Below are 15,947 nucleotides of genomic sequence, written 5' to 3'. Positions count from 1 at the left end.
CTAATAATTATATATTGAGTGAATATATAATTATCAAAGGGGGGCGCGTTTAGCGCCCCCCCCCTTTGTATATTACTAAATCTAGCAATTATAATAACTTTCTAATATTAATATATGCAATATAAAAATATTTTTAAATATATTCTTCTAATAAATAGAAAATTTATAAAGCATTCCATTATTTAAAGTCCTAAATTCTTAAATTATCAAAAACAATCCTAAATGTTGTACCTATGCCCTCATTTGATTCTACTTCTATATTCGCACAATGTAAACTTAATATTCTCTTTACTATAGTTAACCCTATACCATTGCCTTCTATTTTTTGACGACTTTTATCTCCTCTATATAATCTTTCAAATATAAATGGCAAATCCTCTTCCTTTATTCCTATTCCTGTATCTATAACTTCTACTATAATTTTATTATTATCTTTATATAAATTAATACTTACACTTCCTTCATTCTCTGTAAACTTAATTGCATTAGTTATTAAGTTTATAAATACTTGTCTTAACTGATCCTTGTCTCCAGGAATAATGTAAGTTTCATCTTTTTCTATACTATAATTAATTTTTATATTTTTACTCTTAGCTTCTAAATAAAAATCTTCAGCTAATTCAATAATAAATTCATCTAATAAAATATTCTCAAATTCTAAATTTATACTTTCATCTTCAAATTCTTTTAATACATCCAAGTTATTTAATAACTTTCCAAATCTTATTACTTCATCATTTAAAGATGATAATCTTTGATTAGATACTGGGAAAATCCCATCTATCATTGCTTCAAGGTTATTTTGTAAAACATTAAGAGGTGTCCTTATTTCATGGGATATATCTGACACAAGTCTCTTCCTTAACATATCCTGATTTTTTAACTTCTTACCTAATATATTTATACTTTCTCTTAATTCTTCAATTTCTTCAATATCACTTTTTGCATTGGACTTTGCTGCAAAATCTCCTCTTGAAAGTCTTTTAGATATGATTGCTATCTTTTTAATAGGAATTGATAATTGCTTTGATATATACAAACTTATTATGATTATAATTAATAATGTAAATATACCACTTAATACAATACTTTTATTTATGGATGATTTAAATTCCAAGTCCTCTTCTGTCAATAGCACCGAAGAATACTGCCCAACTTCTACATTACCTACAATTTCTCCATCTACAACTATATCAAAATTTTTAGTAACATATACACCACTTTCTTCTGTATTCATGCCATTAAAATGACTAGTATCTCTTATATCTGATGGATCCATTCCCCAAACTACTTTTCCATTAGCATCCTTTAGAGTTAAACAATAATTACTCATATAAGCTTCATGCATTATCTCAACAGCAGAGTTTTTAGTCCATTTTTTATCCCTTTTATAAACTTCTTCAAAGTACGAAACTATTCTCTCATTTCTTTTATCTTGAATATCTATCATATACTTATTAAATTTAGTATTAATGGTGATATTAACAAATAATATGATTAATATAATTGCTGATATAGATGATACTAAAAATGATATACTAAGTTTTTTTCTAATACTCTGCATTTATATATCACCACCAAATTTATATCCAACTTTTGTAACTGTTATTATATACTTCGGATTCTTAGTATCTTCCTCAATTTTCTTTCTTATATTCTTTATATGTACATCTATAGTCCTATCATATCCATCAAAATCAATACCAAACACAATTTCAATTAATTGTTCCCTAGATAAAACTTTTCCTTTATTAATTAATAATGTATATAAAATATCAAATTCACTTGGTGTAAATGATATTTCTTCGCCTCTAAGCTCTACTATTCTCTTTTCATAATCTATCTTTAATATTCCATCATTAAAAATATCACTTATTTTTTCACTTGTATTTATTCTTCTAAATAAAGCATTTACCCTTGCCGTAAGTTCTCTTGGGCTAAAGGGTTTAATTAAATATTCATCTGCTCCAATGTCTAAACCAACAATTCTATCGTTTAAACTAGCTTTTGACGTTAACATAAATATATATACATCAGAAGTTCTTCTTATAATTTTACATATCTCTTCTCCATCTATATCTGGTAGCATCAAATCTAAAATAACTAGCTGAAAATCTATTTCCTTATAAACTTCTAATGCTTCCATTCCAGAGTTACATACACTTACATTATATTTATCTTTTTCTAAATATGCCTTTAGTACATTAGCCACACTTTCCTCATCTTCTATTATTAAAATATTACTCATGCTCTACCTCCTTATTTCAATATTTAGTCATATAAACTTTAACAAATTATTTTGAAGGTATTATGAAGATGCTTTAAATACTATTTGATTTCATGTCCGCAATATGGACAATATTTATATTCTGAATCAACTACCTTACCACAACTTTTACAAACACTATTTATATTATAATCATAACCATAATTATTATTAATTTCATGTAAGTCCCAATATGTTATATCTATATTTTCCCCTCTTTCTATCACCTTCCCCTTTTCCTTAGAAATAGAAAATATCTTCTTGCAACTTCCACATTCTACATAGTATTTTTCATTCCATTTGAAAATAGGTATAAAAAAGAAATGGAAAAATTCATAATGCTTTATTATTCTTGCCATACTTAATCTATTACAACTCTTACATGTTAAGTTATTTATTATTTTGACTTCTTTTTCTTTGTTTTCTATTCCAAAAATCCCTATAAAGAACATAACTCTTCTCCTTTATACAACACTTAGCTTATTATATTTGTTTTATAATATTTATTTTATCATCTTTAAAATAAATAAGAAGTCAGAATTCATAATAACTCTAACTTCTTATCAAAAATAATATTTATTTATACTCATATTAACGCTTATAGTATTGTTTCTATTGTGATTCTTTTCACTTATTACTAAAATCCTTGCTTCCATAGGAGCTTCAATCACATTATATATCATTTAATAGTCTCCTCTATGACTTTATTATTATTTTAGTATAACTACAACTCCTATTTCCCATTATTATCAAAACTATATCTTATCTTTTTCCATGTATCATAAATATCTTTTTCTATTTCTCTTGTTAATTCTTTCTTTTCTTCTTCAGTATAAAAAATTGAATTGTTTATGTTTTGCTTTTTATAAAATAAGTTTCTTATTGACTTATTCAAGCTACAATGTTTATTTATGTCTATACTAGCAACCATATTCTCACCTCCTTAAATTATATTCTACTACTATCATAAGATGATTTATTGTCAATTTCGTTACAAATTATTCTAACTTTAGCATATTTAATGAAATCTTAAGAATTACAGTAAGGATATACCATTTTATAAGTCCATTATTTTAATTTCTAATCTAAAATGATTTATCATACAATTTTATATTTTAAATTAAAGGAGCTGTTCACTAATTAATTAGTGTGACAGCTCCTTTAAATATATTTTTATTTATTTTCCTCTATTAGTGCTTCTATTTTACCTCTGCATCTACTTGCACCGCAAAATCCTGTTCCTGCACCTGTTGCTTCTTGAATTTTTTCAAATGTATCAGCACCATCTTTAATAGCTTGAACTATTACGTCCTTTGATACACCCTTACAAAGACAAATTATATCCATATTATCCACCTCTTTATAACTATATATGTTTCAATTAATAATCTACATAATTAAACCTAATAGTATTAAATATTTATCATACTTATTTAATAAAAATGCCGAAATTGAAATCATATATTATTTTTTATATAAGCTACCAAAATAATAACTTTGATTATATAATAACAATTATTCTGGTATTATACAATTATAATTTTTATTGTAACCTATATATTATAATTAATATTATCTTCAAAAGTTGGATTTTTATTATAAAATCGAAGCCTTTGTAGTATTTACCATTATCTATAAATGCATCTTTGCACCTAATTCTATTGCTGATTTATTTAATTCATAATATTCTTTTTTACCATGAATTCTAATAGAGCTTAAAACATCTTCTATAGTAATAATCTTTAATTTTTTAATTAAGAAACCAAGTAATATCATATTTGCATTTCTTTTATCTCCAAGCTCTTCTGCTTTTGATTCAGCATTTATCTTATATACTTCTATATCACCAAAATCAGTTTCATCTTTTACCATATCTGAATCTATTATTAAAGTACCATTATCCTTCATTGATTTACTGAATTTATCTAAAGATGGCTTATTCATAACAACAACTATATCTGCTTCTGATATAACAGGAGATCCAACTTCTTCATCAGAAATTATAACTGAACAATTTGCTGTTCCACCTCTCATTTCAGGACCATAAGATGGTAGCCATGAAACATTGAATCCCTTATCCATTGCTGCATAAGCTAGAAACTTACCCGCAGTTAATATTCCTTGCCCACCAAAACCTGCAAATATAATTTCTTTTTTTATCATTCTAATTGTCCTCCTTCTTTAAATCCTTTTTAACACCTAAAGGATAATATGGAATCATATTTTCTCTAAGCCACTTTAAAGAATCAATTGGAGATAAGCCCCAATTAGTTGGACATGTAGATAAAACTTCTATAAATGAATATCCGAGTCCTTTTATTGAATTATCAAAAGCTTTTTTAATTGCTTTTTTAGCTTTTGTTAAATTTGCTATATTATCTACACTTACCCTTTCAACATAACATGCACCATCTAAAGTAGATATCATTTCTGATACTCTTATTGGGTAACCCTGAACCTTAACATCTCTTCCATATGGAGATGTCTCTGTAATTTGTCCTTCCAAACTTGTAGGTGCCATTTGCCCACCTGTCATACCATATATGCAATTGTTTACAAAAATAGTTACAATATTTTCTCCTCTTGCTGCTGCATGAACAACTTCTCCGGTTCCTATTGCTATTAAGTCTCCATCTCCTTGATAAGTAAAAACTGCTTTATCTGGGTTAGCTCTTTTAATACCTGTAGCAACTGCTGGAGCTCTTCCATGTGCTGCTTGAAACATATCACAAGCAAAATAATCATATGCAAGTACAGAGCATCCAACTGATGCAACTCCTATAGTTTTATCTAATATTTCTAATTCCTCTATTACTTCTCCAACTAGCTTATGAATTATTCCATGAGTACACCCCGGACAATAATGTGTAGGTACATCTAAAAGCACCTTTGTTGGCTGATAAACAATTCCCATATTACATACCTCCAATAATAGATTTTATATATTTGTATATCTCATCTACTGTTGGTATCATTCCGCCTGTCCTACCATAAAATCTAACTTCTTCTTTTCCATTTACAGAAAGCTTAACGTCTTCAACCATTTGTCCACAATTCATTTCTACAGATAAATATCCATGTTTACTTTTGCCTAAAGTCTTAGTAAAGGCTTCATTAGGAAATGGCCAAGTAGTTATAGGTCTTATTAACCCTAAGTTTATCCCTTCCTTTTTTGCAATGCTTATAACACTTTTGCATATTCTTGCTGTTATACCATAAGAAACTAATATTAAATCACAAGATTCTTCACAATTATATAATTCATATTTAACTTGATTTTCTTTTATTATCTTATATTTTTCTTGAAGCTCCATATTAAGTCCTTCAAGTCTTTCTGGATTTAACTCTAATGAATTTATTATATTATGTTTACTTCTCTTTCCTAAACCGTTGGCAGCCCAAGTTTTTTCTGGTAATTCTCTTTTTATATTCTCTTTAAATTCAACACCTTCCATCATTTGTCCAAGCATTCCATCAGCCATTATCATTACAGGTGTTCTATATAAATCGCTTACATCAAATGCCTCGCAAATTAAATCTATCATTTCTTGAATAGATGCTGGAGCATAAACTGGCACATTAAAATCTCCATGCCCTAAACCTTTATTTACAAATAAATAATCTGATTGAGCAGGTTGTATTCCTCCAAGTCCTGGCCCACATCTGACTACATCAACTATCACACAAGGTACTTGTGCTGCTGCTAAATATGAAATTCCTTCTGTCATTAAGCTTATTCCAGGGCTAGATGATGAAGTCATACACCTAACTCCAGTTCCTCCACAGCCATATACCATATTAATAGCTGCAATTTCACTTTCTGCTTGCAAAAAGACTCCTTTAACCTTTGGCATATTTTTTGCCATATATGCTATTAATTCAGTTTGAGGAGTTATAGGATATCCAAAAAAGCATTTACATCCAGCTCTAATAGCTGCTTCTGCTATAGCTTCATTACCTTTCATTAAGAACTTTTCACCCATAGTTATCCTCCTATCTTTCAATTGTTATTACACAATCAGGACAAATTTTTCCACAAGATGCACAAGCTATACATTGTGCTATAAGATCTTCCTCTATTCCAGCTGGATGATATCCCTTGCTATTAAAATTTTCTTTAAAGCCTATAATTTTTTTAGGACATATATTTATACAATGCCCACACCCTTTACACCTTTCCTCTTTAAATATAACCTTAGCCATTTAATTCCTCCTCATTATTCCCAAGGCATGTCCATATATAATTCTATAGGTAATATTTCTCCATTAACTTTATCCTTTATTACCTTTTCAAATTTTTTGGTACACACAGTGTATTTGTAAGGAATGCTTAAAAACTTAGATAACTCCAAAGATTCAATATCTCCTTTCAATATATGTTTAGATTCTGTTTCCTTCATCATGTGAGTATTTGATATTATATCAGTAACTTTTAATCTACTTGCTGGTTCTATGGATTTTAGATATTTACTTGCCATTCTACAACTTAAGGTTTCTGATCTTGAATTATTTAAAACATAATACATTGAATAGTCTTCATCTTCAAAATACTTATTATATACTCCCAGAACCTTTGCCCCTACATCATCTCCACCAATATCCAATATAACTTCATATGATTTATCATTAAATACAGATAAAATTTCTCCTGATAGCACCATTAGCTCCGCATTAACTAAATCCTTTCTTGTGCTTATAACTCTTATCTTGTAATCACTTTCTAAAGTTTCTTTAATATCTCTTACACAAAAATAAGGATTTATTGTATCCATATCAACTAATGCTACCTTTTTACCTTCCTTAGCCATTTTAATAGCATAATTAATTGCAACTTCTGTCTTACCACTACCAAAGTGTCCAGTAAATATCTTAATCCTACTCACACTAACACTCCCCATTAAACATTCTTACTAAAAGTATACTTTATATTGCATTTATTATGCAATTAAAAGTGCTATAACAAAATTGACATTTTCAAATTTGTTGTAGCACTCTTTTTATAATCCTATTACTTTTACTATTACAGGAATAGTTATTATTGATAATAACGTTGTTACAAACACTACTATCGCCCCATATTCCTTTTCTTTATCAAAATCAGCTGCAAATATTGATGTCATAGCTGCTGCTGGCATAGCTTGAATAACTATAATAGTATCTATTACACTTGAATTATCTTTTATAATTAATTTAATCATATAAATAGCAAGTGGTATTACTATTAATTTTATTAAGGCTCCATAATAAACTGATGCTTCTTTAAATATAGATTTAATTTTAACCTTTGATAATATACTTCCAACTATAATCATCGATATTGGTGCAGTCATATCTCCTACTATCTTAGTTGTATCTAAAATAGATGCTGGTAACTTTATATTAAATATCATTATAGGTATTCCAATATATACTGCAATTATTGAAGGATTTAATAATACCTTTTTTATATTTTCTTTTGATAACTTATCTGAAAATATCATTACTCCATATGTCCATAAAAAAATTGTAAAAACCATATTAAATATAGATGTATAAACTACTCCCTCTGCTCCAAATATACTATTTATAATTGGAAATCCAATAAATCCACAGTTAGAAAAGAAATTTGCAAAATGTAATATCTTCTTCTTTTCTCCTTTTAAAGGCTTTAATAAAATATAAGATATTATTCCACCCAAAATCATAAATAAAATGCTATATATAAATGCAGTTATTATATTTCTTCCCATTCCTTCATCAAAAGAAAAGCTAAACGAATTTATAACTAATAGTGGTAATGTGATTTCTAATAATATTCTTCTTAAACCTTTGTTAACATCATCATTTATTATATGTTTTTTAGTTCCATAAACACCTATTAAAATAATTAAAAACAATGCTATTATTTTATTAAAAACTATAATCCTATCCACCCCCTAAACTATCATTTCATCTTATTATATACAATTTATTTATCTAAGGACTACTTTATCTTTATAAAACTTGCAAATATGATTCTATACTTTTCTACTAATAAAGATATTTCTTTATTGTTTATTTAATCATAGTTTAGTTATTATAAAAGTTAAAATCTATTTACTTATTACAGATTTTAATTTATTAATTAATTTTCTACTTTTTAAAAATAAATTGAAAAATTAAATTAATTGTTGATATATTACTTATAATTTGGTAATATATATGCTGAAATAAATATATAATATTTAATGTAATATAATTTTTAAGTATAAGGGAGTAGTTAGCTCTATTTTAGAATGAGTTACTAAGTCAACATATTGAACATAGTTCTGGCTTAGTATTGAATAACGAGACTTATGCGTAGCTTTGCTACGTATAAGTCTTTTTTATTTGTTTATTATTTTATTTGCTTATCATCTATAAAAGTCAATAAAATCCTAAATATTAATTTGGATTTTACAATAAATTCTATAATAAAGGAGTTACATATTATGGGTTTCTTTTCAATTTTTATGACAGGAATAGGCTTGTCCATGGATGCCTTTGCTGTTTCTTTAGCTAAAGGTATTTGCTTAAAAGAAGATGAATTTAAATACTCTTTTAGAGTTGCATTATTCTTTGGTGGATTTCAAGCCTTAATGCCTCTAATCGGTTGGTGGGCTGGTAGATATTTTGAAAGCTATATAAAGTCTTTTGATCATTGGATAGCTTTTATACTACTTGGAATTATAGGTGGAAAAATGTTAATAGAATCTATTAAAGAGATTCGTGGTGGAGAGAAAGAGCTAGCTTTAGAATGCGAAAGAGATGAATTTTCTTATAAGAAGCTAACTATATTAGCTATTGCAACTAGTATCGATGCCTTAGCAATTGGAGTTAGTTTTGCATTTCTAAGTGTTAGTATTGTTCCTTCTGTAATAATAATAGGAATAACTACTTTTGTATTAAGTTTTTTTGCAGTTTTTCTTGGGAAAAAGCTTGGAGAGTATGTCCAAAATTATGCTGAAATAATCGGTGGAGTTATTTTAATAGGTATAGGAATTAAGATATTATTTGAACATTTGATGTAAAATATATCAGAGTATAGCTTTTTCTGCTAATTATGAAAATATGATAATTTAAAATTATATGTAAGAAATCAAAGGGGTATCACGTTTCGTGATACCCCTAAACATAGAATTTTTTATATTTAAATTTATTAACTTCTAGATAAATTGAATTTCTTGTTTTTTCATATACTACATTCAGCAATACCAATTTATTTTTGCTGGATTTGGCTCATCTATTATAGCTACTTTACGTAAAGCCTCCTCCATATTTTTGCACTCTCTTGCTGCAATTTCCTCATAAACATCACTATCAGCATTAACACCAATAGATGTATATGCTATTGCAGCAGCACCATAAAAAGCAAGTCCTAAAGAACTCGTTACAGTGTTAATTGTTGCAGTTGTTGCTCCAATTGCTCTAGCTGAAGCTTGTGCAGCTGGATTTCCTTCTGCTTCTCTTGCTGCTATTTGAACTTCCTTAATAATTTTCTTTGCCTCTGTTAATTTCATATTCCCTTCTAACCATTCATCAACTGCATTCAATGCATTTTTTAAACGTGTATCCTCTGGATAATCTTTTTCATAAATAAGTAAAATATGCTCCCTTGCATAGTCATTGCACCATTTTACGATTGTATTTTTACTTTGTGTTTCTATTAATCTCATAAGAGAAACAATATATGGTGAATCTGCTTTTCCAAGCATTTTTCTTACTTTAGCCATAATAACTCCTTTTTCTTAAATACCTTTTAATTTAATGATCTCATAATATGTAATTTTATTTCTTAAATTATTATGCCTTCAAAATGGTCTATTTCATGCTGAATAACCTGTGCAGTAAATCCAGTGAATGTCTGTTTATGCTTTTTAAAATTCCTATCAAGATATTCTACCTCAATTGCTTCATATCTCATTGTTTTTCTGAAGCCACTTAAAGATAAACAGCTTTCTTCTGCTTCATAAACTTTATCTTTCTTTACTATAACCGGATTTACCATAGGAACTATTATATCACCTATACTAAATACCAGTATACGTTTTTTAACTCCTATCATATTAGCGGCCATACCAACACACTGCTCTAAATTTGCCCTTAACGTATCCACTAAATCATCAATAACCGCTACATCTGCTTTTGTTGCATATTCCGATTTCTGTCCTAAGAATAATATATCTTTTACAATTGGTCTTATCATCTTTATTCCCACCTTTTTAATCACATTCTTTAAAGATATAAGTTTGTTAAGAAACCCATCTCCTTTTTATCACTTAGCATAATTTTATAGCAAAGTTTATGTTTGGAACATAAACCATTTAATCTATATCTTATTTAAATGAATAACGTAAATAAGATACATTATTCAAATTGATTCTTTGATTTTTTGAAAATTATATCTACGGAAGATAAAACTATTATAACAAGTATGTTAATTCCAAGTACTGTTATAAAAATATAAATAAACCATTCAGATAACTTATTTCTCATAAGTGAAATAATAATTAAAAAAATATCAATAATTCCAAAACATATTCCTATAACTCGGCTTAACTTCTTATATTTTTCTTTTTCTTCTCTTTTTGTAGTACCATATACTTCTATAAGTGAACTTCCTTTGCCCATAAAAAATATAACAGTCAGAAAGGCAAATACTATAGCTAGTATATATACTATTTCAATCGGTACAGTAATTTTTATAACGGTACATCCCCTTAAAAATTCTTATTAAACTATTTAGTATTATAATACAATTTTAATGTAAATTATATATTTAATTATCAGATATTAGTAAAAATCTAATCCATTTATTATACGATTCTCCGTAATAGTAGTAAGTGAAATCTTTTATATAAAAAGAATGACAGTAGATAGCTTTGCATATAATCAAATCTATCTACTGTCTCCGTTCAATAATCTATATATAGTAACATATTTTAAAATAATAATTTTGCTGCTCCATAAATCCCAGCATCATTATCAAGTTTAGCCAATTTAAATTCAACTTTCCTTACAGAATGAAATGCATATATTTCATAATTTTATTTTACAGTTTCAAGCAGTAATTCTCCTGCCTTAGATACACCGCCTCCAATAACAAATACTTCTGGATCTAATATACACGCAATATTTGCTAAAGCTCTTCCTAAAATTTCTCCAAACTTGTTGATTACTTTTAATGCTAGTCCATCTTCTAATTTTGCCGCATCGAAAATATCTTTAGCCGAAAGTTTTTCTTTATCTATTAATATTGATTCTAATGTTGTATCCAGAATCAATTTTTTTGCTATATTTACTATTCCTGTTGCTGATGCATATTGTTCTAAACAGCCTTTTTTCCCACATCCACAACTTTCAGTTTCTTCTTTACATACATTAATATGCCCAATTTCTCCAGCCGAACCATTAACGCCAGGTAATAGCATTCCATCTATAATAATTCCTCCACCGACGCCAGTTCCTAATGTTATCATAATAATATTTTTATAACCTTCTCCGCCTCCTTTCCACATTTCTCCTAGGGCAGCAACATTTGCATCATTTCCAGCTTTTACAGGTAGTTTAATTAACTCACTTAAATTTTTTTCTATATTAAATACTTTCCAGCCTAAATTCACACAATTTTTAACTATTCCATCATTATTAATAGGTCCTGGTACTCCTAGACCTATCCCCTCTACCATTGATTTATCAATATTTTTCTCTTCTAGCTTATCTTCAATAGATTTCACTATGTCAGGCAGAATATATTTGCCACCTTCATGTTTTCTAGTTGTAATCTCCCACTTTTCTACTAAATCTGCCTTTGGTGTAAACAAACCTAATTTAACTGTTGTTCCTCCAATGTCTACTCCTATTAAATAACTTTTCATAAAAATTCACCTCGATAAGTTCAGTTAATTAAATTAATTTATAAAAGCTATAGATTCATATGGTTTTAAAACCATCTTAGATTCTAATTTTCTATTTTCATAATTAGTAATAACACATTTATAATTTTCAACATAATCAATATCCAATGCTACTTCAACTTCCTTGTCATAAAAGTTGTTTATACTTATCAATGTTTTCTCATTATATTCTCTCTTATAAGCAAACACTGATTCACTATCTTCTAATATTGGTATATATTTCCCATATGCAATACAATCATATTTTTTCCTTAATGATATTAACTTTTTGTAATGATATAAAATAGAACTTTCATCTTTTATACTTTCTTCAACATTTATTTTTTTATAATTATTTATTACACTCAGCCAAGGCTTACCATTACTAAATCCTGCATTTTCTAAACTATTCCATTGCATTGGAGTTCTTGAGTTATCTCTTGAACGTTCTTGTAAAGCTAAATATATTTCTTCTTCACTCATACCCTCTTCTTTTAAAATATTGAAATAGTTTATACTTTCCACATCTACATATTGATTAATATCTGTAAAATATGCATTTGTCATACCTATTTCTTCACCTTGATAAATATAAGGTGTTCCTCTTAATAAGTGTATCATTGTCGCTAACATTTTAGCTGATTCTTTATGATATTTCCTATCATCGCCAAATCTAGAAACTATACGTGGCTGATCATGATTACACCAGAATACAGCATTCCAACCATTTCCTTCTTCCATTCCTATTTGCCATTCATTTAATAATCTTTTTAACTTTGAAAAATCACATTCTTGTAACCCCCACTTATTTTGATTTTTATAATCTACTTTTAAATGATGAAAATTAAAACACATAGATAATTCTTTTTCTTCAGGATTTGAATATCTTATACAATTATCTATACTAGTTGAGGACATTTCTCCTACTGTTAGCATATTATTATCTATCATGCCACTATCCCCAGCCAATTCCTTTAATAATTCATGAACCCTATGGCCATCCGTATAGAATCTTCTACCATCCCCTTCCGTATCATCTTCAAATACTTCAGGTTTAGATATTAAGTTAACTACATCAAATCTGAATCCCTTTATTCCCTTTTCCATCCAAAATCCTAATATTTTTTTCAGTTCTGCTCTTACATTAGGATTTTCCCAATTTAAATCTGCTTGAGTTTTATCAAATAAATGTAAGTAATACTCATCAAATTTTTCTATATACTCCCATGCAGATCCACCAAATTTTGATATCCAATTGGTAGGAGCCGATCCATCAGCCTTAGGCTTCTTAAAAATGTAAAAATCTTTATAATATTGATCACCTTCCAAAGCTTTCTGAAACCATATATGTTCTGTAGATGTATGATTAAACACCATATCATACATTAATCCTATTTCTCTTTTGTTAGCTTCTTTTATTAATTCATCAAGATCATCCATCGTCCCGTATATAGGATCTATATTATAGTAATCAGCTACATCATAGCCATTATCATTTTGTGGTGAAACAAAAAATGGAGTAATCCATAAATAATCTACTCCTAGAAATTTTAAATAATCCAATTTTTCAGTTATTCCTCTTAAATCTCCTGTTCCATTATTTGTAGTATCCTTAAATGATTTAGGATATATTTGATATACCGTGCTTTTTTTAAAGTCTAACATACTCCTCACTCCCAGCTTATTTTTCTCTTGTACTATTTTTAGTATCTAAAAATTCTAAGTCTTATTTAGTACAATAGTGTATATGTTAATCTAATAATAGACCTTCCGCAAACTTGTTTGAACAACTTCATTGTATCACAGTATAATTCATTGTCAATATATTTATAAGACTATATTTAATGCTTTCCCCCCAGTAATAAAACTTAATTTTTTATCGCTATTTATATAGAAAAAAAGTCTTTGAATGTATCTAACAATATGTAAAGTCTTAAGTATATCTTTATATTTACCACTAACAGTTGATTTTTTTTTATCATTAAAGTATAATAAATCCTAACTTGTATAAACAAGTTTATTATTCTTGAAAGGATTGGTAGATAAATGAATATTATAAATACTCCTTTTAGTTATTTCGGATCTTATATGTCGATTAAATATGAAAATTCTAATCCATCAAATACTGGATTATTTTTAAAATCTTTAAGAGCAAAATCACGTGGTCACATGAATGTATTAAAAATCATACCATTAAAAAATAATACACCTATTGAATATACTTATTCTGCAGATTACTCTAGCATAATTTTAAGCTTTGATGGTGGAGAAATATCAATCTGTTTCGATACTGATTCAAGAATATTGTTATATGGTAAAGGTGCTGACGTAGGTTTAAGATTAGACACCCAACCAGTTTATAACTTTGAATTTAACTATTATTTAGGAACTGAGGGTAATGAATATTCAATTATTAACAGTTATAAAAACTTAACTAAATTTTTAGTTTTTGCCCCATCTGGAAAAGTAAATTTAACACAAAATATTTTATATGATGATACAGGAAGCACAAGCGAATCTGAAAACGTATCATTTATAGATATAACTTCAAGTAATGCTGAAGACTTTAAATGTGTAATTCAAGATATTCCAACTCATACAGCACTTCCATTTTATAAGGAATATGACTTCGAAGAATGTCGTGCTAATAGCCAAAAAGCTTTCGAAAGCTTTTGTGCACTTCAACCTGTAGTTGATGAAAAATATGCTAAAAGTCTTTTATATGCATCTTATATAAATTGGTCTTCTACTGTTAAACCTGAAGGATATTTAAGAAGATATACAATGTTTGCTTCTAATAATTACTTTTTAGGAGCGTGGAGTTGGGATCATTGCTTCAATGCTTTAGGATTAGCTGGCGTTGATAACAATTTAGCCTTTGATCAAATGGAAGTATTATATGATTATCAAGATGAACTTGGTCAAATTCCTGGTTCAGTAAGTGACTCAACCCTTAGATGGAATTTTACTAAACCTGCTGTTCAGGGATTATTCTATAGTAAGATGATGAAAAAAATGGACTTTACAAAAGAACAATTAGAATCAATCTATAGTCACGTAGAAAAACAAGTACTTTTCTATGAAAAGTATAAAGATTCTAATAATGATGGAATTATTGAATATACCCATGGTAATGATTCTGGTCAAGATAATAGTACTGTTTTTAAGGATGCTATTATAATTGATTCTCCAGACTTAACAGCATTCTTAATCAAATCCATGGACACACTTTCTGATATTGCTAAAAAATTAAATAATGAAGAAGGAAGGCTTTATTGGAATAATAGAGCTGATGAGCTAACAAAGAAATTTATTGATTATTTTATAGTTGATAATCTTCCTGTTGCTCGTGCAACTAGAACTGGTGAAATAATTCACAGTAATGCTCTTCTTCCACTTATGTCTATAGTTTTAGGTAAGAGATTACCTGATGAGATACGAAAATCTATGATAGATTTATTAAGTAGTAAGAAATATCTAACTGATTGGGGCATTGCTTCTGAAGCTATTGATAGTGACTTATATCAAGACGATGCATATTGGCGTGGTCCTATATGGGCTCCAACTACTCTACTATTAGTAGAAGCCTTTGAAGATTGTGGTGAAACTGAATTAGCTATGGATATAGCTAGAAAATATTGTAATCTTATTAATAAAAGTGGATGTGCAGAAAACTACAATGCAATAACCGGTGAAGCTTTAAGAGATAAATCATTTACTTGGACTGCAAGCACATTTATATACTTAGCTTCTAAATTATATAAATACGAAAATAAATAAACCAATTA

At 27.9% G+C, this 15,947-nt stretch carries 18 protein-coding genes; 2 read left to right on the top strand and 16 right to left on the bottom strand.

The window, feature by feature from the left end:
• Nucleotides 1-190 precede the first annotated feature (190 nt).
• From CSBG_RS03330 to CSBG_RS03280, 11 genes are all read right to left on the bottom strand, one after another.
• Nucleotides 191-1,564, bottom strand: coding sequence for an ATP-binding protein (locus tag CSBG_RS03330; protein WP_008677066.1), 1,374 nt, complete (start codon nucleotides 1,562-1,564; stop codon nucleotides 191-193).
• The gene (locus tag CSBG_RS03325; protein WP_008677064.1) at nucleotides 1,565-2,248 is read right to left on the bottom strand and encodes a response regulator transcription factor; all 684 of its coding nucleotides are present in this window, start codon (nucleotides 2,246-2,248) and stop codon (nucleotides 1,565-1,567) included. It abuts the gene before it with no gap.
• Nucleotides 2,249-2,328: 80 nt separating this feature from the next.
• Nucleotides 2,329-2,718, bottom strand: a complete 390-nt coding sequence (locus tag CSBG_RS03320) for a zinc-ribbon domain-containing protein (RefSeq protein ID WP_008677062.1) — start codon at nucleotides 2,716-2,718, stop codon at nucleotides 2,329-2,331.
• 281 nt (nucleotides 2,719-2,999) lie between these two features.
• A complete protein-coding gene (locus CSBG_RS03315; RefSeq protein WP_008677058.1) occupies nucleotides 3,000-3,197 on the bottom strand; it encodes a hypothetical protein in 198 nt (65 codons plus the stop codon).
• Between the two features lie 242 nt (nucleotides 3,198-3,439).
• Nucleotides 3,440-3,613 (bottom strand): (2Fe-2S)-binding protein, encoded by a 174-nt coding sequence (locus CSBG_RS03310; RefSeq protein ID WP_008677056.1) that lies wholly within the window; start codon nucleotides 3,611-3,613, stop codon nucleotides 3,440-3,442.
• 285 nt (nucleotides 3,614-3,898) lie between these two features.
• On the bottom strand, nucleotides 3,899-4,429 hold the full coding sequence (locus tag CSBG_RS03305) for a 2-oxoacid:acceptor oxidoreductase family protein (RefSeq protein ID WP_008677054.1): 531 nt from the start codon (nucleotides 4,427-4,429) through the stop codon (nucleotides 3,899-3,901).
• 1 nt (nucleotide 4,430) lies between these two features.
• Entirely contained in the window at nucleotides 4,431-5,180 is a 750-nt protein-coding gene (locus tag CSBG_RS03300; RefSeq protein ID WP_008677053.1) for a thiamine pyrophosphate-dependent enzyme, read from the bottom strand.
• 1 nt (nucleotide 5,181) lies between these two features.
• Entirely contained in the window at nucleotides 5,182-6,249 is a 1,068-nt protein-coding gene (gene vorB, locus CSBG_RS03295) for a 3-methyl-2-oxobutanoate dehydrogenase subunit VorB (RefSeq protein WP_008677051.1), read from the bottom strand.
• A 10-nt stretch (nucleotides 6,250-6,259) separates the two neighbouring features.
• Nucleotides 6,260-6,469 (bottom strand): 4Fe-4S dicluster domain-containing protein, encoded by a 210-nt coding sequence (locus tag CSBG_RS03290; protein ID WP_008677049.1) that lies wholly within the window; start codon nucleotides 6,467-6,469, stop codon nucleotides 6,260-6,262.
• Between the two features lie 14 nt (nucleotides 6,470-6,483).
• Nucleotides 6,484-7,149 (bottom strand): hypothetical protein, encoded by a 666-nt coding sequence (locus tag CSBG_RS03285; protein ID WP_008677047.1) that lies wholly within the window; start codon nucleotides 7,147-7,149, stop codon nucleotides 6,484-6,486.
• A gap of 114 nt (nucleotides 7,150-7,263) precedes the next feature.
• Nucleotides 7,264-8,178: an AEC family transporter gene (locus tag CSBG_RS03280; protein ID WP_008677045.1), complete on the bottom strand. Its 915-nt coding sequence runs from the start codon at nucleotides 8,176-8,178 to the stop codon at nucleotides 7,264-7,266.
• A 537-nt stretch (nucleotides 8,179-8,715) separates the two neighbouring features.
• On the opposite strand from CSBG_RS03280, the gene CSBG_RS03275 reads away from it, so the two are divergent.
• On the top strand, nucleotides 8,716-9,294 hold the full coding sequence (locus CSBG_RS03275; protein WP_008677042.1) for a manganese efflux pump MntP family protein: 579 nt from the start codon (nucleotides 8,716-8,718) through the stop codon (nucleotides 9,292-9,294).
• Between the two features lie 174 nt (nucleotides 9,295-9,468).
• Here CSBG_RS03275 and CSBG_RS03270 read toward each other — a convergent pair whose 3' ends face one another.
• The 5 genes from CSBG_RS03270 to treC form a co-directional block, all read right to left on the bottom strand.
• The gene (locus CSBG_RS03270) at nucleotides 9,469-9,996 is read right to left on the bottom strand and encodes a putative immunity protein (protein WP_008677040.1); all 528 of its coding nucleotides are present in this window, start codon (nucleotides 9,994-9,996) and stop codon (nucleotides 9,469-9,471) included.
• 62 nt (nucleotides 9,997-10,058) lie between these two features.
• Nucleotides 10,059-10,469 carry a peptide deformylase gene (locus CSBG_RS03265; protein ID WP_008677038.1) on the bottom strand — a complete coding sequence of 137 codons (411 nt, stop codon included), beginning with the start codon at nucleotides 10,467-10,469 and terminating at the stop codon, nucleotides 10,059-10,061.
• 161 nt (nucleotides 10,470-10,630) lie between these two features.
• Entirely contained in the window at nucleotides 10,631-10,927 is a 297-nt protein-coding gene (locus tag CSBG_RS03260) for a DUF3784 domain-containing protein (protein ID WP_268875678.1), read from the bottom strand.
• A gap of 383 nt (nucleotides 10,928-11,310) precedes the next feature.
• Nucleotides 11,311-12,141: an ROK family glucokinase gene (locus tag CSBG_RS03255; RefSeq protein WP_008677034.1), complete on the bottom strand. Its 831-nt coding sequence runs from the start codon at nucleotides 12,139-12,141 to the stop codon at nucleotides 11,311-11,313.
• A 33-nt stretch (nucleotides 12,142-12,174) separates the two neighbouring features.
• Nucleotides 12,175-13,824, bottom strand: coding sequence for an alpha,alpha-phosphotrehalase (gene treC, locus CSBG_RS03250; RefSeq protein ID WP_008677032.1), 1,650 nt, complete (start codon nucleotides 13,822-13,824; stop codon nucleotides 12,175-12,177).
• Nucleotides 13,825-14,247: 423 nt separating this feature from the next.
• Between treC and CSBG_RS03245 the strand changes: the two genes are divergently transcribed.
• Nucleotides 14,248-15,939 carry a trehalase family glycosidase gene (locus tag CSBG_RS03245; protein WP_235840769.1) on the top strand — a complete coding sequence of 564 codons (1,692 nt, stop codon included), beginning with the start codon at nucleotides 14,248-14,250 and terminating at the stop codon, nucleotides 15,937-15,939.
• Nucleotides 15,940-15,947: the final 8 nt, after the last annotated feature.

This window comes from Clostridium sp. 7_2_43FAA, assembly GCF_000158375.2.
In the GTDB taxonomy this organism is placed as follows: Bacteria; Bacillota; Clostridia; order Clostridiales; family Clostridiaceae; genus Clostridium; species Clostridium tertium.
The sequence above is the reverse complement of the archived record's forward strand: the minus strand, read 5'-3'. Positions and strand labels throughout refer to the sequence as shown.

Coding starts and splice junctions, on each gene's coding strand:
- treC (WP_008677032.1), bottom strand. CDS start 13,824: ATGTTAGACTTTAAAAAAAGCACGGTATATCAAATATATCCTAAATCA.
- CSBG_RS03310 (WP_008677056.1), bottom strand. CDS start 3,613: ATGGATATAATTTGTCTTTGTAAGGGTGTATCAAAGGACGTAATAGTT.
- CSBG_RS03325 (WP_008677064.1), bottom strand. CDS start 2,248: ATGAGTAATATTTTAATAATAGAAGATGAGGAAAGTGTGGCTAATGTA.
- vorB (WP_008677051.1), bottom strand. CDS start 6,249: ATGGGTGAAAAGTTCTTAATGAAAGGTAATGAAGCTATAGCAGAAGCA.
- CSBG_RS03305 (WP_008677054.1), bottom strand. CDS start 4,429: ATGATAAAAAAAGAAATTATATTTGCAGGTTTTGGTGGGCAAGGAATA.
- CSBG_RS03270 (WP_008677040.1), bottom strand. CDS start 9,996: ATGGCTAAAGTAAGAAAAATGCTTGGAAAAGCAGATTCACCATATATT.
- CSBG_RS03255 (WP_008677034.1), bottom strand. CDS start 12,141: ATGAAAAGTTATTTAATAGGAGTAGACATTGGAGGAACAACAGTTAAA.
- CSBG_RS03265 (WP_008677038.1), bottom strand. CDS start 10,469: ATGATAAGACCAATTGTAAAAGATATATTATTCTTAGGACAGAAATCG.
- CSBG_RS03275 (WP_008677042.1), top strand. CDS start 8,716: ATGGGTTTCTTTTCAATTTTTATGACAGGAATAGGCTTGTCCATGGAT.
- CSBG_RS03315 (WP_008677058.1), bottom strand. CDS start 3,197: ATGGTTGCTAGTATAGACATAAATAAACATTGTAGCTTGAATAAGTCA.
- CSBG_RS03290 (WP_008677049.1), bottom strand. CDS start 6,469: ATGGCTAAGGTTATATTTAAAGAGGAAAGGTGTAAAGGGTGTGGGCAT.
- CSBG_RS03245 (WP_235840769.1), top strand. CDS start 14,248: ATGTCGATTAAATATGAAAATTCTAATCCATCAAATACTGGATTATTT.
- CSBG_RS03320 (WP_008677062.1), bottom strand. CDS start 2,718: ATGTTCTTTATAGGGATTTTTGGAATAGAAAACAAAGAAAAAGAAGTC.
- CSBG_RS03300 (WP_008677053.1), bottom strand. CDS start 5,180: ATGGGAATTGTTTATCAGCCAACAAAGGTGCTTTTAGATGTACCTACA.
- CSBG_RS03330 (WP_008677066.1), bottom strand. CDS start 1,564: ATGCAGAGTATTAGAAAAAAACTTAGTATATCATTTTTAGTATCATCT.